Source organism: Flavobacterium johnsoniae (assembly GCF_001879205.1).
In the GTDB taxonomy this organism is placed as follows: domain Bacteria; phylum Bacteroidota; class Bacteroidia; order Flavobacteriales; family Flavobacteriaceae; genus Flavobacterium; species Flavobacterium johnsoniae_A.
Map to the genome: position 1 here is coordinate 42,195 of NZ_MLFK01000008.1, position 20,653 is coordinate 62,847.

The 20,653-nt window shown below is 34.2% G+C and carries 17 protein-coding genes and 1 pseudogene; 16 read left to right on the top strand and 2 right to left on the bottom strand.

What is annotated here, in order from left to right; translation table 11 throughout:
* The first annotated feature begins 357 nt into the window (after positions 1–357).
* From BKM63_RS15125 to BKM63_RS15180, 12 genes and pseudogenes are all read left to right on the top strand, one after another.
* Positions 358–996 (top strand): GNAT family N-acetyltransferase, encoded by a 639-nt coding sequence (locus BKM63_RS15125; protein ID WP_071637424.1) that lies wholly within the window; start codon positions 358–360, stop codon positions 994–996.
* Positions 997–1,056: 60 nt separating this feature from the next.
* Positions 1,057–2,250 (top strand): argininosuccinate synthase, encoded by a 1,194-nt coding sequence (locus tag BKM63_RS15130; RefSeq protein WP_071637425.1) that lies wholly within the window; start codon positions 1,057–1,059, stop codon positions 2,248–2,250.
* Complete coding sequence (gene argC, locus BKM63_RS15135) at positions 2,243–3,220, top strand: N-acetyl-gamma-glutamyl-phosphate reductase (protein WP_071637426.1); 978 nt, start codon at positions 2,243–2,245, stop codon at positions 3,218–3,220. Before BKM63_RS15130 ends, argC begins: the two co-directional genes overlap by 8 nt.
* Before the next feature lie 86 nt (positions 3,221–3,306).
* The gene (locus tag BKM63_RS15140; protein WP_071637427.1) at positions 3,307–4,440 is read left to right on the top strand and encodes an aspartate aminotransferase family protein; all 1,134 of its coding nucleotides are present in this window, start codon (positions 3,307–3,309) and stop codon (positions 4,438–4,440) included.
* A 98-nt stretch (positions 4,441–4,538) separates the two neighbouring features.
* Positions 4,539–5,732: a glutamate-5-semialdehyde dehydrogenase gene (locus tag BKM63_RS15145; protein WP_071637428.1), complete on the top strand. Its 1,194-nt coding sequence runs from the start codon at positions 4,539–4,541 to the stop codon at positions 5,730–5,732.
* A 186-nt stretch (positions 5,733–5,918) separates the two neighbouring features.
* Positions 5,919–6,680, top strand: a complete 762-nt coding sequence (proB, locus tag BKM63_RS15150) for a glutamate 5-kinase (RefSeq protein WP_071637429.1) — start codon at positions 5,919–5,921, stop codon at positions 6,678–6,680.
* Positions 6,681–6,818: 138 nt separating this feature from the next.
* Positions 6,819–7,766: an N-acetylornithine carbamoyltransferase gene (locus BKM63_RS15155; RefSeq protein WP_071637430.1), complete on the top strand. Its 948-nt coding sequence runs from the start codon at positions 6,819–6,821 to the stop codon at positions 7,764–7,766.
* Between the two features lie 101 nt (positions 7,767–7,867).
* Positions 7,868–8,641, top strand: a pseudogene (gene argB / locus BKM63_RS15160) (acetylglutamate kinase).
* Between the two features lie 257 nt (positions 8,642–8,898).
* Positions 8,899–9,969 (top strand): M20 family metallo-hydrolase, encoded by a 1,071-nt coding sequence (locus BKM63_RS15165; protein ID WP_071637431.1) that lies wholly within the window; start codon positions 8,899–8,901, stop codon positions 9,967–9,969.
* A gap of 178 nt (positions 9,970–10,147) precedes the next feature.
* The gene (argH, locus tag BKM63_RS15170) at positions 10,148–11,428 is read left to right on the top strand and encodes an argininosuccinate lyase (protein ID WP_071637432.1); all 1,281 of its coding nucleotides are present in this window, start codon (positions 10,148–10,150) and stop codon (positions 11,426–11,428) included.
* A gap of 142 nt (positions 11,429–11,570) precedes the next feature.
* Positions 11,571–12,569, top strand: a complete 999-nt coding sequence (locus BKM63_RS15175) for a DUF2157 domain-containing protein (protein ID WP_071637433.1) — start codon at positions 11,571–11,573, stop codon at positions 12,567–12,569.
* Positions 12,566–13,735, top strand: a complete 1,170-nt coding sequence (locus BKM63_RS15180) for a hypothetical protein (protein WP_071637434.1) — start codon at positions 12,566–12,568, stop codon at positions 13,733–13,735. Before BKM63_RS15175 ends, BKM63_RS15180 begins: the two co-directional genes overlap by 4 nt.
* Before the next feature lie 66 nt (positions 13,736–13,801).
* On the opposite strand, the gene BKM63_RS15185 is transcribed toward BKM63_RS15180, so the two are convergent.
* Complete coding sequence (locus BKM63_RS15185) at positions 13,802–14,344, bottom strand: HD domain-containing protein (protein WP_071637435.1); 543 nt, start codon at positions 14,342–14,344, stop codon at positions 13,802–13,804.
* A 10-nt stretch (positions 14,345–14,354) separates the two neighbouring features.
* Positions 14,355–14,753: a bacillithiol system redox-active protein YtxJ gene (ytxJ, locus tag BKM63_RS15190; protein ID WP_071637436.1), complete on the bottom strand. Its 399-nt coding sequence runs from the start codon at positions 14,751–14,753 to the stop codon at positions 14,355–14,357.
* 203 nt (positions 14,754–14,956) lie between these two features.
* Here ytxJ and clpB point away from each other — a divergent pair, with 203 nt between their 5' ends.
* The 4 genes from clpB to BKM63_RS15210 all read left to right on the top strand — a co-directional run bounded on the left by clpB (position 14,957) and on the right by BKM63_RS15210 (position 20,585).
* Entirely contained in the window at positions 14,957–17,560 is a 2,604-nt protein-coding gene (gene clpB / locus BKM63_RS15195; protein WP_071637437.1) for an ATP-dependent chaperone ClpB, read from the top strand.
* A gap of 356 nt (positions 17,561–17,916) precedes the next feature.
* Positions 17,917–18,798, top strand: a complete 882-nt coding sequence (locus BKM63_RS15200) for a DUF808 domain-containing protein (protein WP_071637438.1) — start codon at positions 17,917–17,919, stop codon at positions 18,796–18,798.
* A 298-nt stretch (positions 18,799–19,096) separates the two neighbouring features.
* Positions 19,097–19,510: a hypothetical protein gene (locus tag BKM63_RS15205; protein ID WP_071637439.1), complete on the top strand. Its 414-nt coding sequence runs from the start codon at positions 19,097–19,099 to the stop codon at positions 19,508–19,510.
* Between the two features lie 184 nt (positions 19,511–19,694).
* Positions 19,695–20,585, top strand: coding sequence for a carbon-nitrogen hydrolase (locus BKM63_RS15210; RefSeq protein WP_071637440.1), 891 nt, complete (start codon positions 19,695–19,697; stop codon positions 20,583–20,585).
* The last annotated feature ends 68 nt before the right edge of the window (positions 20,586–20,653 follow it).

The window sequence follows — 20,653 nt, forward strand, 5'->3', positions numbered from 1 at the left end:
TTTGTAGAATAAAAAATAGTGTACATTTGCAGCGATGAATAAAATAAGTTTACATATAACTTCTTTGTCACGGACAAACTCACCGATTACTTCTCCCGAAGTACGGACACTATCTCTATAGTATCCACTGAGTTTTATAGCCGTATATTTATTCATATCCATTTTTCATTTTGAAATCACATAATTTGTCCATTGGACAAACATATCCTAAAAGTATTTATTATTTTGTAAATTTTCTTAATCAATGTTTTGATTTTGAGAATGTTACTTCTGTTTTGCTTAATTTTATTGGATTCAATTCTGGATTTCAAACCAAACAATATGCTTTAATTTTTAACTCTAACTTCAATTATTGAAATGAAGATCTCTATTGTTGTTACTCAGGAAGAACACTTCAAATTCGCACAGGAAATCTGCGATACGATAGAATCATCGGCCTTGTTAAGAGGTACGGGGATTGCTAAAAGAACACCTGAGTATATTCAGAAAAAAATGTCGAATGGTGATGCGATGATTGCTCTGGCAGATGGAAAATTTGCAGGTTTTTGTTATATCGAAAGCTGGCAGCACGGAAAATTCGTGGCGCATTCTGGTTTAATTGTACATCCTGACTACAGAAGTTTAGGTTTGGCGAAAAAAATAAAATCAAAGGTTTTTGATTATTCTTTGAAAAGATTCCCGGATGCTAAAATATTTGGAATCACAACAGGTTTAGCGGTTATGAAAATCAATTCTGAATTAGGCTACAAACCAGTACCATTTTCAGAATTAACAACAGATCCAAGCTTTTGGGCAGGCTGTAAAACTTGTACCAATTACCAAATTCTGCAAAGCAAAGAAAACAAAATGTGCCTTTGCACCGGAATGTTGTACGATCCAAAAGAAAAACAAAAAACACCGCCAAGACATCCTTTTAATGAGGCTGTTTTGAGCAGACTTAAAAAAATTAAACAAGCTTTATTTTTAAATAAATTATTGTCTGTTTTTTTAACCTAAACTAAATTAGAAAAAATCTCAAACTGCTAAATACGAAAGTATTAGCCAAAATTATAAAAAATGAAAAAAGTAGTATTAGCTTATAGCGGAGGATTAGATACCTCGTATTGTTTGAAATATTTAAAAAATGAAAAAGGATACGAAGTTCACACTGTTCTTGTAGATACAGGAGGATTTTCTGCAGAAGAATTAACAGCTATAGAAAAAAGAGCTTACGAATTAGGAAGTGCACAGCACGCAAACCTTACAATCGTAGACAAATATTATGATAAAGCTATAAAATATTTGATTTTCGGAAATGTATTGAAAAACAATACCTATCCGTTATCAGTAAGTGCAGAGCGTGTTTTTCAGGCAATTGAAGCTATAAAATATGCTAAAAAAGTGGGAGCAAGCGCCATCGCACACGGAAGTACAGGTGCAGGAAATGACCAAATTCGTTTTGACTTAATTTTCCAAACCATCGCTCCGGAAATCGAAATTATTACTCCAATTAGAGATTTAAAACTTTCAAGACAAGAAGAAGTTGATTATTTGTCTAAAAACGGAGTTCATTATTCTTGGGAAAAAGCACAATATTCTATCAATAAAGGACTTTGGGGAACAAGTGTTGGAGGAAAAGAAACCTTAACATCAGGTCAGCCGTTGCCAAGTGAAGCTTATCCTTCGCAATTACAAAAAGAAGGCGAAGAAAAAGTTACACTTCATTTTGAGCAGGGAGAATTAGTGGGAATAAATGGTAAAACAGACAAACCATCAAATAATATTGTGGCTCTTGAAAAACTGGCAAATGCTTATGCAATTGGCAGGGATATTCACGTTGGAGATACTATTATCGGAATTAAAGGAAGAGTTGGTTTTGAAGCCGCTGCACCGTTAATCATCATTAAAGCGCATCATTTATTAGAGAAACACACTCTAGGAAAATGGCAGCAATACTGGAAAGAACAATTAGGAAACTGGTACGGAATGTTGTTTCATGAAGGTCAGTTTTTAGATCCTGTAATGCGTAACATCGAAACGTTTTTACAAGATACACAAAAAACAGTAAACGGAACGGTTACTGTTTCATTAAAACCTTACCATTTCTCACTTGACGGAATCGAATCTAAAAACGATTTAATGAACACAGGTTTTGGTCAATATGGAGAAATGAACAATGCATGGACATCTGATGATGCAAAAGGATTTATTAAAATTCTTGGAAATGCACAAAACATATTTTCATCTGTAAATCAATTAGATCATGATTAATGTCGGAATAATTGGTGGTTCGGGCTACACGGCCGGAGAACTCATCAGAATTTTAATGTATCATCCTAAAGTAAACATCGATTTTGTTTACAGTACTACAAATGCTGGGAAACCGCTTTCTGTGGCGCACCACGATTTGATGGGTGATATTGAAATGAATTTCACGGATGAAATAAATCCAAATGTGAATGTTGTTTTCTTGTGTTTAGGCCACGGAAAATCAATTTCATTTTTGAAAGAAAATCAATTTGCAAGCCATACCAAAATCATTGATTTAGGAAATGATTTCAGATTGAACAAAGACGCTCATTTTGAGGGAAAAGATTTTGTTTATGGATTACCTGAAATAAATAAAGCTGCAATTAAAAAAGCAAATTATATTGCAAACCCAGGTTGTTTTGCAACGGCTATTCAATTGGCTTTACTGCCTTTAGCAAAACACAATTTGCTGAATAATGATGTTCATATTAACGCAACAACTGGTTCTACAGGAGCGGGAGTAAGTCTTTCAGAAACTTCTCATTTCAGCTGGAGAAACAACAACTTTTCTCATTATAAAGCTTTTGAACACCAGCATTTAGGAGAAATCACAGAAAGTCTGGTACAATTGCAGGACGATTTTGAAAGCGAATTGCTTTTTATTCCTAATAGAGGGGATTTTCCAAGAGGAATTTTTGCAACTTTATATACATTATGTGATGATAGTTTGGAGCAATTGGTTGCCAAATACGAGGATTTCTACAAAAACGAACCTTTCGTAACCGTTACCACAACCAACATCAACATGAAACAAGTGGTGCAAACGAATAAATGTATCATCAGTTTATTGAAAAAAGGAAACCGGGTTCTCATAACATCAATTATAGATAATTTAACCAAAGGTGCTTCAGGACAAGCAATTCAAAACATGAATTTAATGTTCGGATTAGAAGAAACCACCGGTTTACATTTGAAACCAAGCGGATTTTAAATTTAGTTGATAGTTGTTGGTTTATAGTTTATAGATATCGAACTTAAACCAACAACCATTAACAATCAAACAAAAACTAAAAAAAGATGAACTTATTCAACGTTTACCCATTATACGATATTACTCCAGTAAAAGCAGTTGACTGCACAATTATAGACGACAAAGGAGTAGAATACTTAGATTTATACAGCGGACATGGAGTTATCTCCATCGGACATACACAGCCAGATTATGTGGCTAAATTGAAAAATCAATTAGATCATTTAGGATTTTATTCAAATGCGATTCAGAATCCTTTGCAGGTAGAATTGGCACAGAAATTAGGAAAACTTTCGGGGCTTGAAGATTATGAATTGTTTTTATGCAGTTCTGGAGCTGAGGCTAATGAAAATGCTTTAAAATTAGCTTCTTTCCATAATGGAAAATCAAGAGTAGTAGCTTTTGATAATTCGTTTCACGGAAGAACTTCTGCGGCAGTTGCGGTTACCGATAATAAAAAAATTGTTGCGCCAATTAATGCACAGCAAGTTGTTACATTTTTACCTTTAAATCAAATCGAATTGGTTGAAGCTGAACTAGCAAAAGGTGATGTTACAGCAGTAATTATCGAAGGAATTCAAGGAGTGGGAGGTTTAGACCAAGGAACAACAGAATTTTTCCAAGCTTTAGAAAAAGCATGTAAAAAACATGATGTTGTTTTGATTTTAGATGAAGTACAATCAGGATACGGAAGAAGCGGGAAATTCTTCGCTTTCCAGCATCACGGAATCAATGCTGATATTATTTCAGTTGCAAAAGGAATGGGGAACGGTTTTCCGGTTGGAGCCATTTTAATTTCTCCAAAATTTGAAGCAAGTTTCGGATTGTTGGGAACTACTTTCGGCGGAAGCCATTTATCTTGCGCAGCAGGAATCGCAGTTTTAGATGTAATTGAAAAATTGGATCTACAGAAGAATGTAAATGAAGTTTATGAATATTTCTTAGAAAAAATTAAAGAAGTTGAAGGAATCAAACAAGTAAAAGGAAAAGGCTTAATGCTTGGCGTTGAGTTTGATTTTGATGTTGCTGCTTTAAGAAAGAAATTAATTATCGAAAAACACATTTTTACAGGAAGTGCGAACAATAAAAATCTATTAAGAATTTTACCGCCGTTGACTGTGAAAAAAGCGGATATTGATACGTTTGTAAAAGCTTTAAAAGAGAGTTTAGAAGAACTATAATCTTTAATCGTTAATTCGTTTAATTGTTTAATTGATTATACAAATTAACGATTACACGAATTAACGATTACACGAATTGACCAATTAAACCAAAAAAAATGAATCCATTATCAATTGAAAAACGCAATCTGGTTTTGCGGACCATGGCAAAGCTGGTCGAACAGGAGCGGAGTCAGATTATTTTGACCAATCAGGAAGATCTTGCTGATTACGACGGTTCTGATTTAGCGATGGAAGAACGCTTGAAAGTCGATGATAAAAAAGTCGATGAGATGATTTTATCCCTAAATCAACTGGCATCTCAGGAAGATCCCGTTGGAGTGGAGCGTTTTCATTTTACTCATGATAATGGAATCAAAGTCATTAATAAAACGGCAGCTTTCGGAACGATTTTAATTATTTACGAATCTCGTCCGGACGTTACAATCGAAGCCGGCGGAATCGCCTTTAAATCAGGAAATAAGATTTTATTAAAAGGCGGGAAGGAATCTTTAAAATCAAATTTGAAGATCGTAAGTCTTTGGCATCAAGCATTAGAAGAAAATAAAGTTTCTAAAGACTGGGTTGAATATCTGAATTATAATAGAGCAGAAACTCAGGCTTTCTTAGAAAAACCAACTCAAAAAGTAGATTTAATTGTTCCAAGAGGCGGAGAAAAATTAATTGAATTTGTAAAAGCACACGCTACTTGCCCGGTAATTGTAAGCGGACGCGGTAATAATTTTGTTTACGTTCATAAAGATGCTGATACCGATTTGGCTTTAAAAGTAATTTTGAATGCCAAAACAGCCAAAATATCAGCTTGTAATGCGGTTGATAAAGTTTTAATAGATTCTAAGCTTCCTAATTTTGAAGGTTTTACAGCCATTTTAATAGAAACTTTAAAAGAATCAAATGTAGAAGTTATCGTTGATAAATCTCTTGAAAATTTTGAAGATACAGAGACACTTCAGAACGAAGATATTTGGTACGAAGAATTTCTGGATTATAAAATAGTAATCGGAACCATTGATTCTGAGGAAAATGCAATTGATAAAATTAATAAATACTGCGGAGGACATTCGGCAGTAATTATTACCAGAGACGACAAAGCGGCAAAAGAATTTATGGATGCAGTTGATGCTGCTGCTGTTTATCAAAATGCTTCAAGCCGTTTTACAGACGGAGGACAATTTGGTTTAGGGGGAGAATTAGCGATAAGCACTGATAAACTTCACCAAAGAGGACCAATCGGTTTACAGCATCTTGTAACCAACAAATGGTACGTTTACGGAGAAGGACAAATAAGATGATTTTAGAGTTCAAATTTTAGATTGATGATTAGCGATTTTTCATTTCGGATTATTTGATTTGAATTTTTAAAATTTGGAATTTATATAAAGATTTAGCTTTGCGAACTTAGCGTTTATACAGACAAACAAAATAAAAAAAACCTTGCGGACTTTGCGGTAAAAATCATCGCAGTCAAAACTATAACAATGGGAAAAAAGAGGATTTTATTAAAAATAGGGAGTAATACTTTAACCAAGGAAACCAATCATATTTCGCGGGGAAAGATTGAAGACCTCGGAGTACAGATTGCGGCTCTAACCGACGAGTACGAATTTATCATAGTAAGTTCTGGAGCGATTGCGGCGGCAAAGCAGTTTGTAAAGCTGGATAATCAGGATAAAGATGTTTTTGTAAAGCAGGCTTTAGCTTCTATCGGACAGCCTCATTTAATGCGGATTTACAATGAAAATTTTAAGGATTTAGGATTAAATACTTCGCAGTGTTTACTTTCTTATTCTGATTTTGAAAAAGAGCAGACCAAAAAGAATATTGTAAATACAATTAATGTATTAGTTAAAAACAATTACATTCCGATTATTAATGAAAACGATACAGTTGCCACAGATGAGATTCGGTTTGGAGATAATGATAAATTGGCGGCTTTAACGGCGGTTCTTTTAAATGTTGATATTCTGATAATTGCCACCAATACAAACGGAATTTACACCAAAAATTCAATTCATGATGAAATTCCGGAAACGATAAAATTGGTAAATGATTTGAAAACGCTGGAAAAAGAAATTGGCGAATCAAAATCATCACACGGAACAGGAGGAATGCAGTCTAAAATAGAAGCAGCCGGAATAGCAAAAGCAGCCAATATTGAAACCTGGATCGTAAACGGACTGAATGATAATTTTATCTTAAAGGCTTTAAAGGATGAAATTCCTTTTACCAGAATCGTTTAAAAAGGTTTAATTGTTTAATCGTTAATTCGGTTAATCGATTAAAGAAGAAAATTAAAAAACAAAAATGGATAAAGTTGGATTTGTTTAAGCAGCAAAACGATTAAACAATTTAACGATTAACCGATTAAACAAAAAGACATGAACTATATTTCAATACAAGATATCGACTCGTTGTCAAAATGGGTAAAAAGCGCGATCAAAATCAAAAAAGACCCGCTTAAAAATAAAAAATTAGGTAAAAACAAAACCTTAGGAATGTTATTCTTCAATCCGAGTTTAAGAACGCGTTTGAGTACTCAAAAAGCGGCATTAAACTTAGGAATGAACGTTATGGTAATGAATTTTACCAACGAAGGATGGACATTAGAGTTTGAAGATGGAGCGGTTATGAATTCCGGGGCGTCAGAACATATTAAAGAAGCTGCCGAAGTCGTTTCTCAATACTGTGATATTATCGCAATCCGCGCCTTTGCAGGTTTGGTTGACAAAGAAAAAGATTATCAGGAAACTGTAATCTCAGGATTCTTGAAATACGCTACAGTGCCAATCGTAAATATGGAAAGTGCGGTTCGCCATCCATTGCAGTCTTTGGCAGATGCTATTACAATGGAAGAACACAAAACAAAACACAAACCAAAAGTTGTGCTTTCGTGGGCGCCGCATCCAAAAGCGTTGCCGCAGGCAGTAGCAAACTCATTCGTAGAAATGATGCAGATGCAAAAAGACATGGATTTTGTTATCACACATCCGGAAGGTTACGAGCTAAGTCCGGAAATTACAAAAGACTGCAAAATCGAATACAATCAAAACAAAGCATTTGAAAACGCTGATTTTGTTTACGTTAAAAACTGGAGCAATTTCAACGATTACGGAAAAGTAACCAATAGCGATCCAAACTGGACCGTTACAGCCGAAAAAATGGCTTTAACCAACAACGGAAAATTCATGCACTGTCTTCCTGTTCGTCGTAACGTAATTGTAAGCGACGAAGTTTTAGACGGCGAAAATTCAATCGTAATCGAACAGGCGAATAACAGAACGTATTCGGCACAATTAGTTTTACAAAAAATTCTTAAGAAATTATAAATTAGGTCCAAAGGTGCAAAGCGACAAAGGTTCAAAGGTTTTACAGCCTTGAGAAAAAACTTTGTTCCTCTGAACCTTTGTCCCTTTGAACCTTAAAGATAATGAACGTATCAGTAATAAAAATCGGTGGAAACATCATCGACAGCCCAGTAGAATTAGAACAATTCTTAACTGATTTTTCTAAAATTGAAGGACATAAAGTATTAGTTCATGGCGGTGGAAAATCGGCTACAAAAATGGCGCAGAGTATTGGTTTAGTACCCCAAATGATTGACGGACGCCGAATTACAGATGCTCCAATGCTTGATGTTGTGGTAATGATTTACGCCGGACAAATCAATAAACACATTGTGGCACAATTGCAGGCCAAAGACAATAACGCCATAGGTTTTTCTGGGGCTGACGGAAATTTAATTTAGTCAACAAAAAGAAACCATCCAACAATTGATTACGGATTTGTAGGCGATGTAAAACAGGTAAATACAAAATTGCTTGCGACATTACTTGAAACTGGAATTGTTCCTGTTTTCTGTGCCATTACACACGACAAAAACGGACAATTGTTAAACACAAATGCGGATACAATTGCAAGCGAATTATCAATTGCATTATCAGAAGTTTTTGATGTGACACTGACATATTGTTTTGAAAAACAAGGTGTTTTGCAAGATTCAGAAGACGATTCGTCTGTAATTACCGAAATCAACGAAGCATTATACAACAAACTGAAAGAAGAAAAAGTAATCCATTCCGGAATGATTCCAAAACTGGATAATTGTTTCAATAGTTTATCAAGAGGCGTTCAGAAAATCAAAATTGGGCATCACAAAATGCTTCAAAATCCGGAAGTTCTGCATACAACGATTACATTGTAAAAAATGCTGCCACGAATTGACTCTGAATTTTCAGTTAAAAGAGAAAATAATTTTAGACGTACATGAAAAAGTTTATTTTGATTTTAAATCTGTCACAAAAAGATAATTTGTGAAAATTAGTGCAAGTAGTGGCAAAAAAACGGAGCTGTGCAGTGCTTTTAGAATTTAATTTTAGAAATTTGCGCCAATCAAAAATGTCACAGCTTTAATTAAAAAACTTTGTGACTTCGTGCCTTCGCGGCAAAGAAAATAAAACTATGAAAAATATTGCAACGCTTACCCAGGAAGCAATTAGTTTATTAAAAAGCCTTATCGAAACCCCTTCATTTTCAAGCGAAGAAGATCAAACGGCCCTTTTAATCGAAAATTGGTTCAATCAAAACGAGATTCCTTTTAAAAGAGAAAACAATAATGTGTGGGCTTTCAACAAGTATTTTGACGAAAATAAACCAACACTTTTACTAAATTCACATCACGATACTGTAAGACCCAATCAGGCTTATACAAACGATCCGTTTAAAGCCATTGAAAAAGACGGAAAATTATTTGGTTTAGGAAGTAATGATGCCGGAGGATGCCTGGTTTCGTTATTGGCCACGTTTGTGCACTTTTACGAAAATCAGAATCTTTCGCATAACATTGTAATTGTGGCTTCCGCCGAAGAAGAAAGCAGCGGAAAAAACGGTTTAAACAGTGTTCTAAAACATTTACCGGAACTAGATTGCGCGATTGTGGGAGAACCTACTTTAATGCAATTAGCAGTTGCTGAGAAAGGTTTGTTAGTTCTTGACGTAAAAGTAAAAGGAACCGCAAGTCACGCCGCACATCAAAATGATGATAATTCAATTTATAAATCAATTCCGGTAATGGAATGGTTTAAAAACTATAAATTCGACAAAATCTCAGACGTTTTAGGTCCTGTAAAAATGACTGTAACGCAAATCAGTGCCGGAAAACAGCATAATGTCGTGCCGTCAGAATGTGATTTAGTTGTCGATATTCGTGTAACAGACCGTTATACAAATGCTGAAATTTTAGAAGTAGTAAAAGCAAACGTAAACGCCGAAGTAACACCAAGATCCATGCATTTAAATGCTTCATCAATTCCGGTTGCGCATGGTTTAGTTCAGGCTGGAATTGCTTTAGGAAGAACAACTTATGGATCGCCTACGCTATCAGATCAATCGGTTTTAAGCTGTCAGTCGCTTAAATTAGGGCCAGGAGAAACGTTACGTTCGCATTCAGCAGATGAATTTATTTTCATCAACGAAATCGAAGAAGGAATCGATTTGTATATCAAGATACTAACCGATTTCTTTAAATTATAATATTTTTTAGGAGCTAATCCCGCTATCCGTTCCAATCTTTTATTTTTTAAAGAAAAAAATAAAAGGATTTCCACTGCTATCGGGGCTAGAAACACCATCAGTATAAACAATGACATTAGATCTAAATTAGGCAACAATCTAAGAAGTCTAAAATCTAAGAAGTCTAAAAATCTAAGTTATGAAACTTTGGGAAAAAGGAATACCAACAGATAAACAAATTGAACATTTCACTGTAGGAAACGATCGTGAACTGGATTTAGTTTTAGCAAAATACGATGCTTTAGGTTCTATTGCGCACGCCAAAATGTTGGAACAGATTGGTTTATTAACGCAGGAAGAAACAACTTCTTTAGTTGATGCATTAAACGAAATCATTGCGGATATCGTAGTTGGAAATTTCGAAATCGAAGACAGTTTCGAAGATGTACATTCTAAAATCGAGTATCTTTTAACGGTAAAACTAGGCGATGCCGGAAAGAAAATCCACACGGCACGTTCTCGTAACGATCAGGTTTTAGTTGACGTTCATTTGTATTTAAAAGATGAATTAAAAGCTATAAAAGAACAGGTAAAAACATTGTTTGATTTGTTGATGGAATCGGCAGAGAAACATCAAAACGTTTTATTACCAGGTTATACGCATTTGCAAATCGCCATGCCATCCTCATTCGGAATGTGGTTTTCTGCTTACGCAGAAAGTTTAATCGATGATGTAACGATGTTAAACGCAGCTTCAAAAATCGTGGATCAAAATCCGTTAGGATCTGCTGCAGGTTACGGAAGCTCATTTCCAATCAACAGAACATTTACAACACAGGAATTGGGTTTTGAAACCTTGAAATACAATGCCGTTGCTGCTCAAATGAGCCGCGGAAAAGCTGAGAAAACAGTAGCTTTTGCCATGAGCAGTGTTGCTGCAACATTATCAAAATTTGCAATGGATGTTTGTTTGTATATGAGCCAGAATTTTGATTTTATTAGTCTTCCGGCACATCTTACAACTGGTTCAAGCATTATGCCTCACAAAAAAAATCCGGATGTTTTCGAATTAATCAGAGGAAAATGCAATAAGATTCAGGCGCTTCCGTACGAAATCACTTTAATTACAAATAATTTACCAAGTGGTTATCACAGAGATTTACAGCTTTTAAAAGAAGGTTTGTTTCCGGCGCTTCAAAATTTAAAAGCTTGTTTAGATATTGCGATTTTCTCTGTAAAAGATATTACCGTAAAAGACAATATTCTAAAAGATAAAAAATACGATTATTTGTTTACGGTTGATACTTTAAACGAAATGGTGGTAGAAGGAATGCCATTTAGAGATGCTTACAAAGCAGTTGCCGAACAATTGGAAGCGGGAACTTACAAATCTCCAAAACAAACAAAACACACGCACGAAGGCAGTATCAATAATTTATGCCTGGATGCCATTAAAGATAAAATGAAAGCTGCTTTCTAAAGCCTTTTATCTAAAAAATTTAAAAGCCGGTTTGTAATTTTTGCAAATCGGTTTTTTTATTTCTTAAAATAAGTATTTATACTTTAAGAAAATCCGACCTAATTCTCTAAATTTGAGAATTGATCATTTTTAAAATAAAAATATGACGCAATTTGAAGAACAGGCAGCTCAGGGTCTTTATGAGAAAAATTTAATAAGCGAAAATCAGTTTCAGGAAATTAAAGAGTATCGAAGTCTGAATATTTTCTCCTTAAATACAGAGCTAAAACTGCTGCTTTCTATTTCAGTTTTACTATTTACTTCCGGAATTGGAATTCTTATTTACGATAATATTGATAGTATTGGGCATATTGCGCTTTTGGCTATTTTGTTTATTCTTATTTGCGGCTGTTTTTATTACTGTTTTAAAAATTCTAAAGGTTTTCAGAAAACAGAAACCACAACAGAAAGTCATTTTCTGGAATACATAGTTTTAACGGCAAATGTCCTCACTTGTATTTTTATAGGATATCTTCAAGTTCAATATGAAGCCTTTGGAACACATTATGGTTTGGCAACTTTGGTTCCAACCATTGTAAGCTTTGTTTGTGCTTATTATTTTGATAATAAAAGTGTTTTAACCATTGCCGTAACAGGCTTGGCGGCTTACATTGGACTTTCGGTAACACCGCAGGATGTTTTCAATAGTAATAATAATTTTTATGACAATCAAAGTCTTAGTTATTCGGCGATTGCCTTAGGCGTTTTACTCATTGTATGGAGAATTTATAGTTTCAAAATCAATTTAAAAACACATTTTGCTTTAGTTTATCTAACATTTGCACTGCACATAATAAGCATTGCCTCAATAAGTAATATGGTGAGTGATGAACTTACCTGGCTACTTTTTACTTTATTTTTAGCAGGTTCCTCTGTTTATTTTTATAAAATAAGTCATCAGTTTAAAGCAATTTCGCTTTATGTTTTTATGATTGTTTACGCTTATATTGGGATTAATATTTTTATATTTAAAGTTTTCCAAAATGTTGATTTTGGGGATATATGGGTGTTGTTTATCATGATATTACCAGCTTACTTCATTGGCTCGATAGTATTATTTATTAAACTGATTAAGAACTTCAATAAAGAAATAGCCGAATGATAATACATGACAAAAATTTACTAAATAATTTGTTTTTAACCGAAGAAGCAGATTCCCTTGAAAATGGAGGATTTATCAGTAAAGAGCAAAAGAAAATAATTAGAAATCAATTACCATCTTTTAAAATTCAAAATAACATTTTAGTTCGTTTGGGATTCTTTTTGCTGGGATCATTTTTATACTCGTCGATTTGCAGTTTTATCTCTTTAATTGCACTATCAGGGGCAGAATCTTTTTTTAAAATTTGCTGTTTTCTTTTTGCCGGTGTTGGTATTGCGGGTGCTGAAATTTTATCGGCCAACAAATATTACAGACACGGCCTGGATGATGCTTTTATTTTGGGGATACTTTTAAATGTTGGCGGAGCAGTTATCATACTTACAGAAGATTTTGAAACTGGATTAACTCCTGCTGTTTTTGTTGCCATTGCTTCTTTTTTAACTTATAAAAGATACCTGCATCTACTTTCGATGCTTGTTTTTTGCCTTGCATGCTCTGCGGTTTTGTTTTTTGGAATGTATGAAATTGGTGATATTGGCAAAACAATCTTACCTTTTGTCGTGATGTTAGTTTCGGCAGGATTTTATTTCTTTACTAAAAACAAAATTAAAAATTTAAGAGAGGTTTACTATTACAGCGGACTTTTATTAGCCAAGAGTTTTTGTTTGGTTTTATTTTATCTTTCTTGTAATTATTTGGTGGTAAGGGAACTTTCTTCAGAACTTTTAGGAATCGATGTGCAGCCGGGACAAGACATTCCGTTTGCTTATTTCTTTTATGCTTTTACGTTTGTCGTGCCGGTTTTGTATTTGGTTCAGGCCTTAAAAACAAAAGACAGAATTTTGTTATGGATTAGTTTTGCTGCAATCGCTTTTACTATTTTCACAATCCGATTTTATTATTCTGTTTTACCAATTGAAGTGGCTTTAACGCTTGGCGGATTAGTTATGTTTGGAATTGCTTTTTTCTCTATTCAAAAATTAAAAAATAAAGAAAGCGGATTGACTTTTAAACCGGGCAGAATCAATAATTCAAATGCAATTTTAAATGCAGAGACTTTAATTGTTGCTTCGGCTTTGGGTATGAAACCAGAAGTAAAAACGGATTCGCCAATGGATTTTGGAGGAGGAGGATTTAGCGGCGGAGGATCTAGCGGGAATTTTTAAACAGCAATAAAAATGAAACGCTGCAAGTTCGTTGCAGCGTTTTTTTTATTTCATAAACGAAGAATATTAATCAAGATATTGTTCATATTCTTCTATTTTTGTTCGTAAACGATTTTCTAAATATTCATTTCCTCCTTTTAATTTCTCTAAGATAATTTCAGCTTCTTCTCTATATTTTATTCTCTTAAGATTGTCCCAGCTTTTGGGAGGCTTTTGAAGATTTGTAATCCGATCAGCTAATTTAATCGCCCAGACTTCTTTTCTCTGTTTTGAAATTCTGTTGAGACTATCCAGCATCTTTTCTTCTTTTGGTAAATTGTCATTTTTGGTCAGAGCAGAAACCCCTTCGGCAACTTCAAATCCAAATTCACGTTCCAGTTCTTCAAATGTCGTATTAGTATCTTCTAAAGTATCGTGCAATAATGCTACCTGAGTGGCATAAAGTAAGTCAAAATGGGCTGTATTGTTCGACGCAATTAAAATTTCCATTGCCACATTACTCAAATGAATCACGTATGGAAGGTTAGAATCGGTAATAGTCTGATTGCTTTCTAAATGCTTTATAGTGGAAAAGATTATTGTTTTTTGGTAAGCTGTTTGAACATCCATCTGCTTTCTTTTAGAATTGCGAAACTTTACTTTTTAATGCTTCGGCATCAATATCGCTGTGCGAAACATTATAAATCGCTTTTCCGTTTTTAATTAAAATCAATTGAGGAGATTCGTGGTAAACACCAAATCTGCTTGCAATTTCATTTGAAACATCTCGATGGGCAATCAAATCCAAAAAATAGGCATCGACTACATTTTCCAGATCATAATCTCTTTCAAACTGTTTCAGCGCCATACGGCTGATGCTGCATCTTGTGCTGTGTTTAAATATTACAACAGGCTTTTCGTTTGATATTGCTTCAATTTCCATTAATTGATGAATATCAGTTAATTCTGTCCAATTAACTTTACTTTTAGGAGAATCTGAGTTCTCTGAATTTCCGAAGATTGAATTAAAAAAACTCATATTTGGCTTGTTTTATGACTTTTTGACGGTTAAAAATCAAAAAAATTACGATTTTAATGTCATTTTGTCTTTGTTTTTACTATGGAATATAATTTGAATATCGTAGCAAAGTTATATCATTTGAGTTAAAAGTTTAATGCAAAAAATTGTAATTTTAATGGTATCGAATATAAAAAAACAAATCAATCATAAATCATAATAATATGAACATAAATAAATTTACAATTAAATCCCAGGAAGCCATTCAGTTGTCGCAGCAATTAGCGCAGCGAAATGGACAACAGCAAATCGAAAACGAACACATCTTCAAAGCAATTTTTGAAGTTGACGAAAATGTTGCACCATTTATTTTGAAAAAACTCAATGTAAATGTGCCATTGTTTTTACAAATATTAGACAGTACAATTCAAAGTTTTCCAAAAGTTTCAGGAGGTGATATTTTACTTTCAAGAGACGCAAACAAAGCTTTGAATGAAGCAGAAATCATTGCACAAAAAATGAACGACGAATACGTTTCGATCGAACATTTAATTTTGGCTATTTTCGATTCAAAAAGTAAAGTTTCTCAAATCTTGAAAGATCAGGGCGTTACCGGAAAAGGTCTTAAAGCAGCGATCGAAGAACTTCGTAAAGGAGAAAGAGTTACATCTGCATCTGCAGAAGAAACATATAATTCATTAAATAAATACGCTAAAAACCTAAACGAACTGGCGCGTACAGGAAAACTGGATCCGGTTATTGGCCGTGACGAAGAAATCCGTCGTGTATTGCAGATTTTGACCCGTAGAACAAAAAATAACCCAATGCTTATTGGTGAGCCCGGAGTGGGTAAAACTGCAATCGCAGAAGGTTTAGCACATAGAATTGTGGATGGCGATGTGCCTGAAAACTTAAAAGATAAAATCGTTTTCTCATTAGATATGGGAGCTTTGATTGCGGGTGCAAAATTCAAAGGAGAATTTGAAGAGCGTTTAAAATCAGTAGTAAAAGAAGTTACAGCTGCCGAAGGTGATATCGTTTTGTTTATTGATGAGATTCATACACTTGTTGGTGCAGGTGGAGGTGAAGGCGCAATGGATGCGGCTAATATACTTAAACCGGCTTTGGCTCGTGGTGAGTTAAGAGCTATTGGAGCAACGACTTTAGACGAATATCAAAAATATTTTGAAAAAGATAAAGCGCTTGAAAGACGTTTCCAAAAAGTACTAATCGATGAACCGGATACTGAAAGTGCTATTTCAATTTTGCGTGGAATTAAAGAGAAATACGAAACGCACCATAAAGTACAAATTAAGGACGAGGCCATTATTGCAGCTGTCGAACTTTCGCAGCGCTATATTACCAACCGTTTTTTACCAGATAAAGCGATTGACTTAATGGACGAAGCAGCTTCGAAACTGCGTATGGAAATCAATTCAAAACCAGAAGAACTTGATGTTTTGGATCGTAAAATTATGCAGCTCGAAATTGAGATCGAAGCCATAAAACGTGAAAAAGAAGAAAGCAAGTTAAAGATTCTGCACATGGAATTGGCAAACCTGAAAGAAGAACGAAACGAAATCTACGCAAGATGGAAATCTGAAAAAGATATTGTAGACGGAATTCAGGCTGTAAAATTAGAAATCGAAGACTTTAAATACGAAGCAGAACGTGCAGAACGTGATGGTGATTATGGAAAAGTAGCCGAAATTCGTTACGGAAAAATAAAAGAAGCACAGGAACGCCAGGATGCATTGCAAAAGCAATTATTAGAATTTCAATCGGGAACTTCTTTAATTAAAGAGGAAGTTACAAGAGAAGATATTGCTGAAGTTGTGGCAAAATGGACAGGAATTCCGGTTATGAAAATGCTTCAGACTGAAAGAGAAAAACTATTGCATTTGGAAGACGAATTACACAAACGCGTAGTAGGCCAGGAAGAAGCAATCGAAGCGGTAAGTGATGCAGTTAGAAGAAGCCGTGCCGGTTTACAGGATATGAAAAAACCAGTTGGAACATTCTTGTTTTTAGGAACAACAGGAGTGGGTAAGACAGAGTTAGCAAAAGCTTTGGCAGAATATCTTTTTGATGACGAAAATGCCATGACCCGTATCGATATGAGTGAGTATCAGGAACGTCACAGTGTGAGCCGTTTGGTTGGTGCGCCTCCGGGATATGTTGGTTATGATGAAGGTGGTCAATTAACAGAAGCTGTTCGTAGAAAGCCTTATTCTGTAATTTTGTTAGATGAGATTGAAAAAGCGCATCCGGATACTTTCAATATTTTATTGCAGGTTTTAGATGAAGGTCGATTAACGGATAACAAAGGCCGTTTAGCCGATTTCAAAAACACAATTATTATTATGACTTCGAACATGGGAAGCCATATTATACAAGAGAAATTTGAAAATCTAAAAGGAAGTGTTGAATCTGCAACGGAAGCAGCAAAAACGGAGGTTTTAGGATTGTTGAAACAAACCGTTCGCCCGGAATTCATAAACCGTATAGATGAGATTGTAATGTTTACGCCATTAACGGTAGATAATATTTCTAAAATTGTAAGTCTGCAGTTAAAAAGCGTTACAAAAATGCTGGCACTTCAAGGTGTTACTATGGATGCAACGCCAGAAGCAATTGCTTACTTGTCAGACAAAGGATACGATCCGCAGTTTGGTGCCAGACCTGTAAAACGTGTGGTTCAGAGAGAAGTACTGAATCAATTGTCAAAAGAGATTCTGGCAGGAAATATTACAACAGACAGTATTATTTTGTTAGATGCTTTCGATGGGAAATTGGTTTTCAGAAATCAAACCCATATGGAAAAATAATTTTTTAATTTATTTTTTTGAGATAAAACACCAGTCGAAAGGCTGGTGTTTTTTTTATATCTAAAATCCGTGAATAATGAAACTTTTTTCAAAATTCATATAAACCAAATTCTCAGTTTAATTCTCAAATTTACATAACATAAAAACAAACTATCATGAATAATATATTTAGAGGACTAATTGCCGGATATGGCGCAAAAAAATTAGGCGGCGGGTGTTTTGGAACTATATTCGTATTTGTAATTATCTGGCTGTTATTAGGACAATGCAGTTAATTTTTAATCGGAAATTAAATCAAAAGTGTTAGATTCGCACAACCAAAATAAATTGGTATTTAAGAATTAAAAACATATATAATGGCATCAGGTTTTTTCGTACTATTAGACGATATCGCAGCAATTATGGACGACGTTGCAGTAATGAGCAAAGTTGCAGCAAAAAAAACAGCAGGAATTTTAGGTGATGATTTGGCAGTAAATGCAGAGAAAGCTTCGGGTTTTGCATCATCAAGAGAGCTTCCTGTATTGTGGGCGATAAGTAAAGGTTCGCTTCTTAATAAAATAATTATTTTGCCAATAGCCTTTTTGTTAAGTGCCTTTTTACCCGTTGCTATCATTGTAATTTTGGTTCTTGGAGGACTTTTTCTGGCTTATGAAGGAGCCGAAAAAATCTTTGAATTTTTCTTTCCTCATGAGCATGAAGAATCAGAAGGAATAACAAATGAAACTTTTACCGAAGAACAAATTCTGGAGGCTGAAAAAGGCAAAATAAAATCAGCTATAGTAACCGATTTTATACTATCCGTAGAAATCGTAATTATCGCTTTAGGAACCGTTATCGGTCAGCCCCTTACACAGCAGATAATCGTTACTTCAATAATTGCCTTAATTGCAACGGTAGGAGTTTACGGTATAGTAGCTCTTATTGTTAGAATGGACGAAGCAGGCTATAAGCTTATAAAATTTAGCAAAGGAGAGAAAAGCATATCTAAATTTATTGGTAATATATTAGTTAAAGCTCTTCCGTTGGTTATTAAAGGTTTAACAATAGTAGGTACAATTGCATTATTATTAGTTGCTGGAGGCATATTTGTACATTATATTCCGTTTTTTCATCATTTAGTGCCTAAAATCAATATCCCATCTATTATAAAAGAATTTGTAATTGGATTAGTATTAGGACTGATAGTTTTAGGAATTGTAAATCTATTTAAAAAGATTTTTACCAAGAAAAACTAGCAGACATATATCAAAAAAATATAAAAAACACCAGTCTTCAGATTGGTGTTTTTTTTGTTTTATAAGAATCATAATTCATTTTCAAAACAACAGTTTTTCCATTCCAAATTGTTATGCAGCTATGCTGAAATTTTTAAATTTATAAGAAATTACGGGTCTTTTGAAAAATATTTTTATTAAATAAGTTGTTTAATTTCAGTGTTTTAATGATTTTGTTGAAATAATTAACAAAATTAAAAAGCAACCATCTAAGCTGTGTCACATCTTCATAGTAATTAACAATTAATTATTATTTTATATGAAAAGTTTTAGATTAAAATCAGTTTTAGTAGTATTATTTTTAGCAATAGCATTTGTTTCATGCAGCAGCGATGATGATAAAGAACTAGAAACTCCGGTAACAACAAAAACTGCATTTGTGACAGAGGTTAAAGGACCAGCAACAGGAAAAGTAAATGAAGAATTAAGTTATGATGTAACTTATATTGTAGACAACGCTTGCGCAGAATTCGTTAAAATCAGTGATGCAGCGATTGGTTCTGAAAAGGGATTGCAAGTTGAAGTAAAGTATCCAACAGGTGTTTGCACGCAACAAGTTCCAGATCCTAAAAAAACAGTTTACAAATTTAAATCAGCGGCAAAAGGAACTTTTGAAATCAAATTCAAAAAATCAGAAAAAGAATTCTTAACTCAGAAAGTAGTTATTGAATAAGCTTTTTTAGGGATATATTTTTAGGTTATGAAAACCATTTTGCAAAGATTTAATTTTTTAAATTGATGTAAAGTGGTTTTTTTTATGCTTTATTCATTTCAATGTTTTGTTCGATGTTATATAAAAGTTATAGGCTTTGCCATTCCTTTAAAAAATGTTATTTTTGCACTCTAAATTTTATGTCATGTCTAAAAGAAAATATAAAATAGCGGTTATTCAGTTAAATCTGAATGATGTAGCCGAAAACAATCTTAAAAAATGTATCAGCTGGGTAAGAGATGCTGCCAAAAAAGGAGCAGAGGTTATCTTACTTCCTGAATTATATAGCAGTCATTATTTCTGCCAAAGTGAAGACGTAGATAATTTTGCATTAGCAGAGCCGCTTTACAGTACTTCATTTATTGCTTTCAGCGAATTGGCAAAAGAATTAGGAGTAGTGATTATTGTTCCTTTCTTCGAAAAAAGAATGGCCGGAATTTACCACAATAGCGCATATATCATCGATACAGATGGTACAGAAGCTGGTTTGTACCGAAAAATGCACATTCCGGACGATCCTCATTTCTACGAAAAATTCTATTTTACTCCGGGTGACTTAGGTTTTCAGGCAATTGAAACAAAAAAAGGAACGGTTGGAACATTAATCTGCTGGGATCAATGGTATCCGGAAGCAGCACGTATAACAGCTTTAAAAGGTGCTGAGGTTTTATTTTACCCAACAGCAATTGGCTGGCATCCAAAAGAAAAAGAACAATACGGAGAAAATCAATACGGCGCTTGGATGAATGTAATGAAAGGCCACGCAGTTGCAAATGGTGTTTTTGTTGCAGCAGCAAACCGAATTGGTCTTGAAAAATATATTGAAGGTACAGAGGGAATTCAATTCTGGGGAGCTTCTTTTATTGCAGGTCCTCAAGGAGAAATTTTGGCTCAGGCATCTCACGATCAGGAAGAAATCTTAATTGCTGAAGTTGATTTAGACTTGCAGGAAAATGTTCGTCAAAACTGGCCATTTTTCAGAGACAGGAGAATTGATGCTTTTGGAGATATTACAAAAAGAGCGATTGACAGATAATCAATTTATCTAAATATAAAAAAAGGACAAAGCTTAAAAACTTTGTCCTTTTTTGTTTGAAATAAAAA

Coding starts and splice junctions, on each gene's coding strand:
- ytxJ (WP_071637436.1), bottom strand. CDS start 14,753: ATGAGTTTTTTTAATTCAATCTTCGGAAATTCAGAGAACTCAGATTCT.
- BKM63_RS15175 (WP_071637433.1), top strand. CDS start 11,571: ATGACGCAATTTGAAGAACAGGCAGCTCAGGGTCTTTATGAGAAAAAT.
- BKM63_RS15155 (WP_071637430.1), top strand. CDS start 6,819: ATGAACTATATTTCAATACAAGATATCGACTCGTTGTCAAAATGGGTA.
- BKM63_RS15180 (WP_071637434.1), top strand. CDS start 12,566: ATGATAATACATGACAAAAATTTACTAAATAATTTGTTTTTAACCGAA.
- BKM63_RS15210 (WP_071637440.1), top strand. CDS start 19,695: ATGTCTAAAAGAAAATATAAAATAGCGGTTATTCAGTTAAATCTGAAT.
- argH (WP_071637432.1), top strand. CDS start 10,148: ATGAAACTTTGGGAAAAAGGAATACCAACAGATAAACAAATTGAACAT.
- BKM63_RS15205 (WP_071637439.1), top strand. CDS start 19,097: ATGAAAAGTTTTAGATTAAAATCAGTTTTAGTAGTATTATTTTTAGCA.
- argC (WP_071637426.1), top strand. CDS start 2,243: ATGATTAATGTCGGAATAATTGGTGGTTCGGGCTACACGGCCGGAGAA.
- BKM63_RS15185 (WP_071637435.1), bottom strand. CDS start 14,344: ATGGATGTTCAAACAGCTTACCAAAAAACAATAATCTTTTCCACTATA.
- BKM63_RS15130 (WP_071637425.1), top strand. CDS start 1,057: ATGAAAAAAGTAGTATTAGCTTATAGCGGAGGATTAGATACCTCGTAT.
- BKM63_RS15165 (WP_071637431.1), top strand. CDS start 8,899: ATGAAAAATATTGCAACGCTTACCCAGGAAGCAATTAGTTTATTAAAA.
- BKM63_RS15125 (WP_071637424.1), top strand. CDS start 358: ATGAAGATCTCTATTGTTGTTACTCAGGAAGAACACTTCAAATTCGCA.
- clpB (WP_071637437.1), top strand. CDS start 14,957: ATGAACATAAATAAATTTACAATTAAATCCCAGGAAGCCATTCAGTTG.
- BKM63_RS15200 (WP_071637438.1), top strand. CDS start 17,917: ATGGCATCAGGTTTTTTCGTACTATTAGACGATATCGCAGCAATTATG.
- BKM63_RS15140 (WP_071637427.1), top strand. CDS start 3,307: ATGAACTTATTCAACGTTTACCCATTATACGATATTACTCCAGTAAAA.
- proB (WP_071637429.1), top strand. CDS start 5,919: ATGGGAAAAAAGAGGATTTTATTAAAAATAGGGAGTAATACTTTAACC.
- BKM63_RS15145 (WP_071637428.1), top strand. CDS start 4,539: ATGAATCCATTATCAATTGAAAAACGCAATCTGGTTTTGCGGACCATG.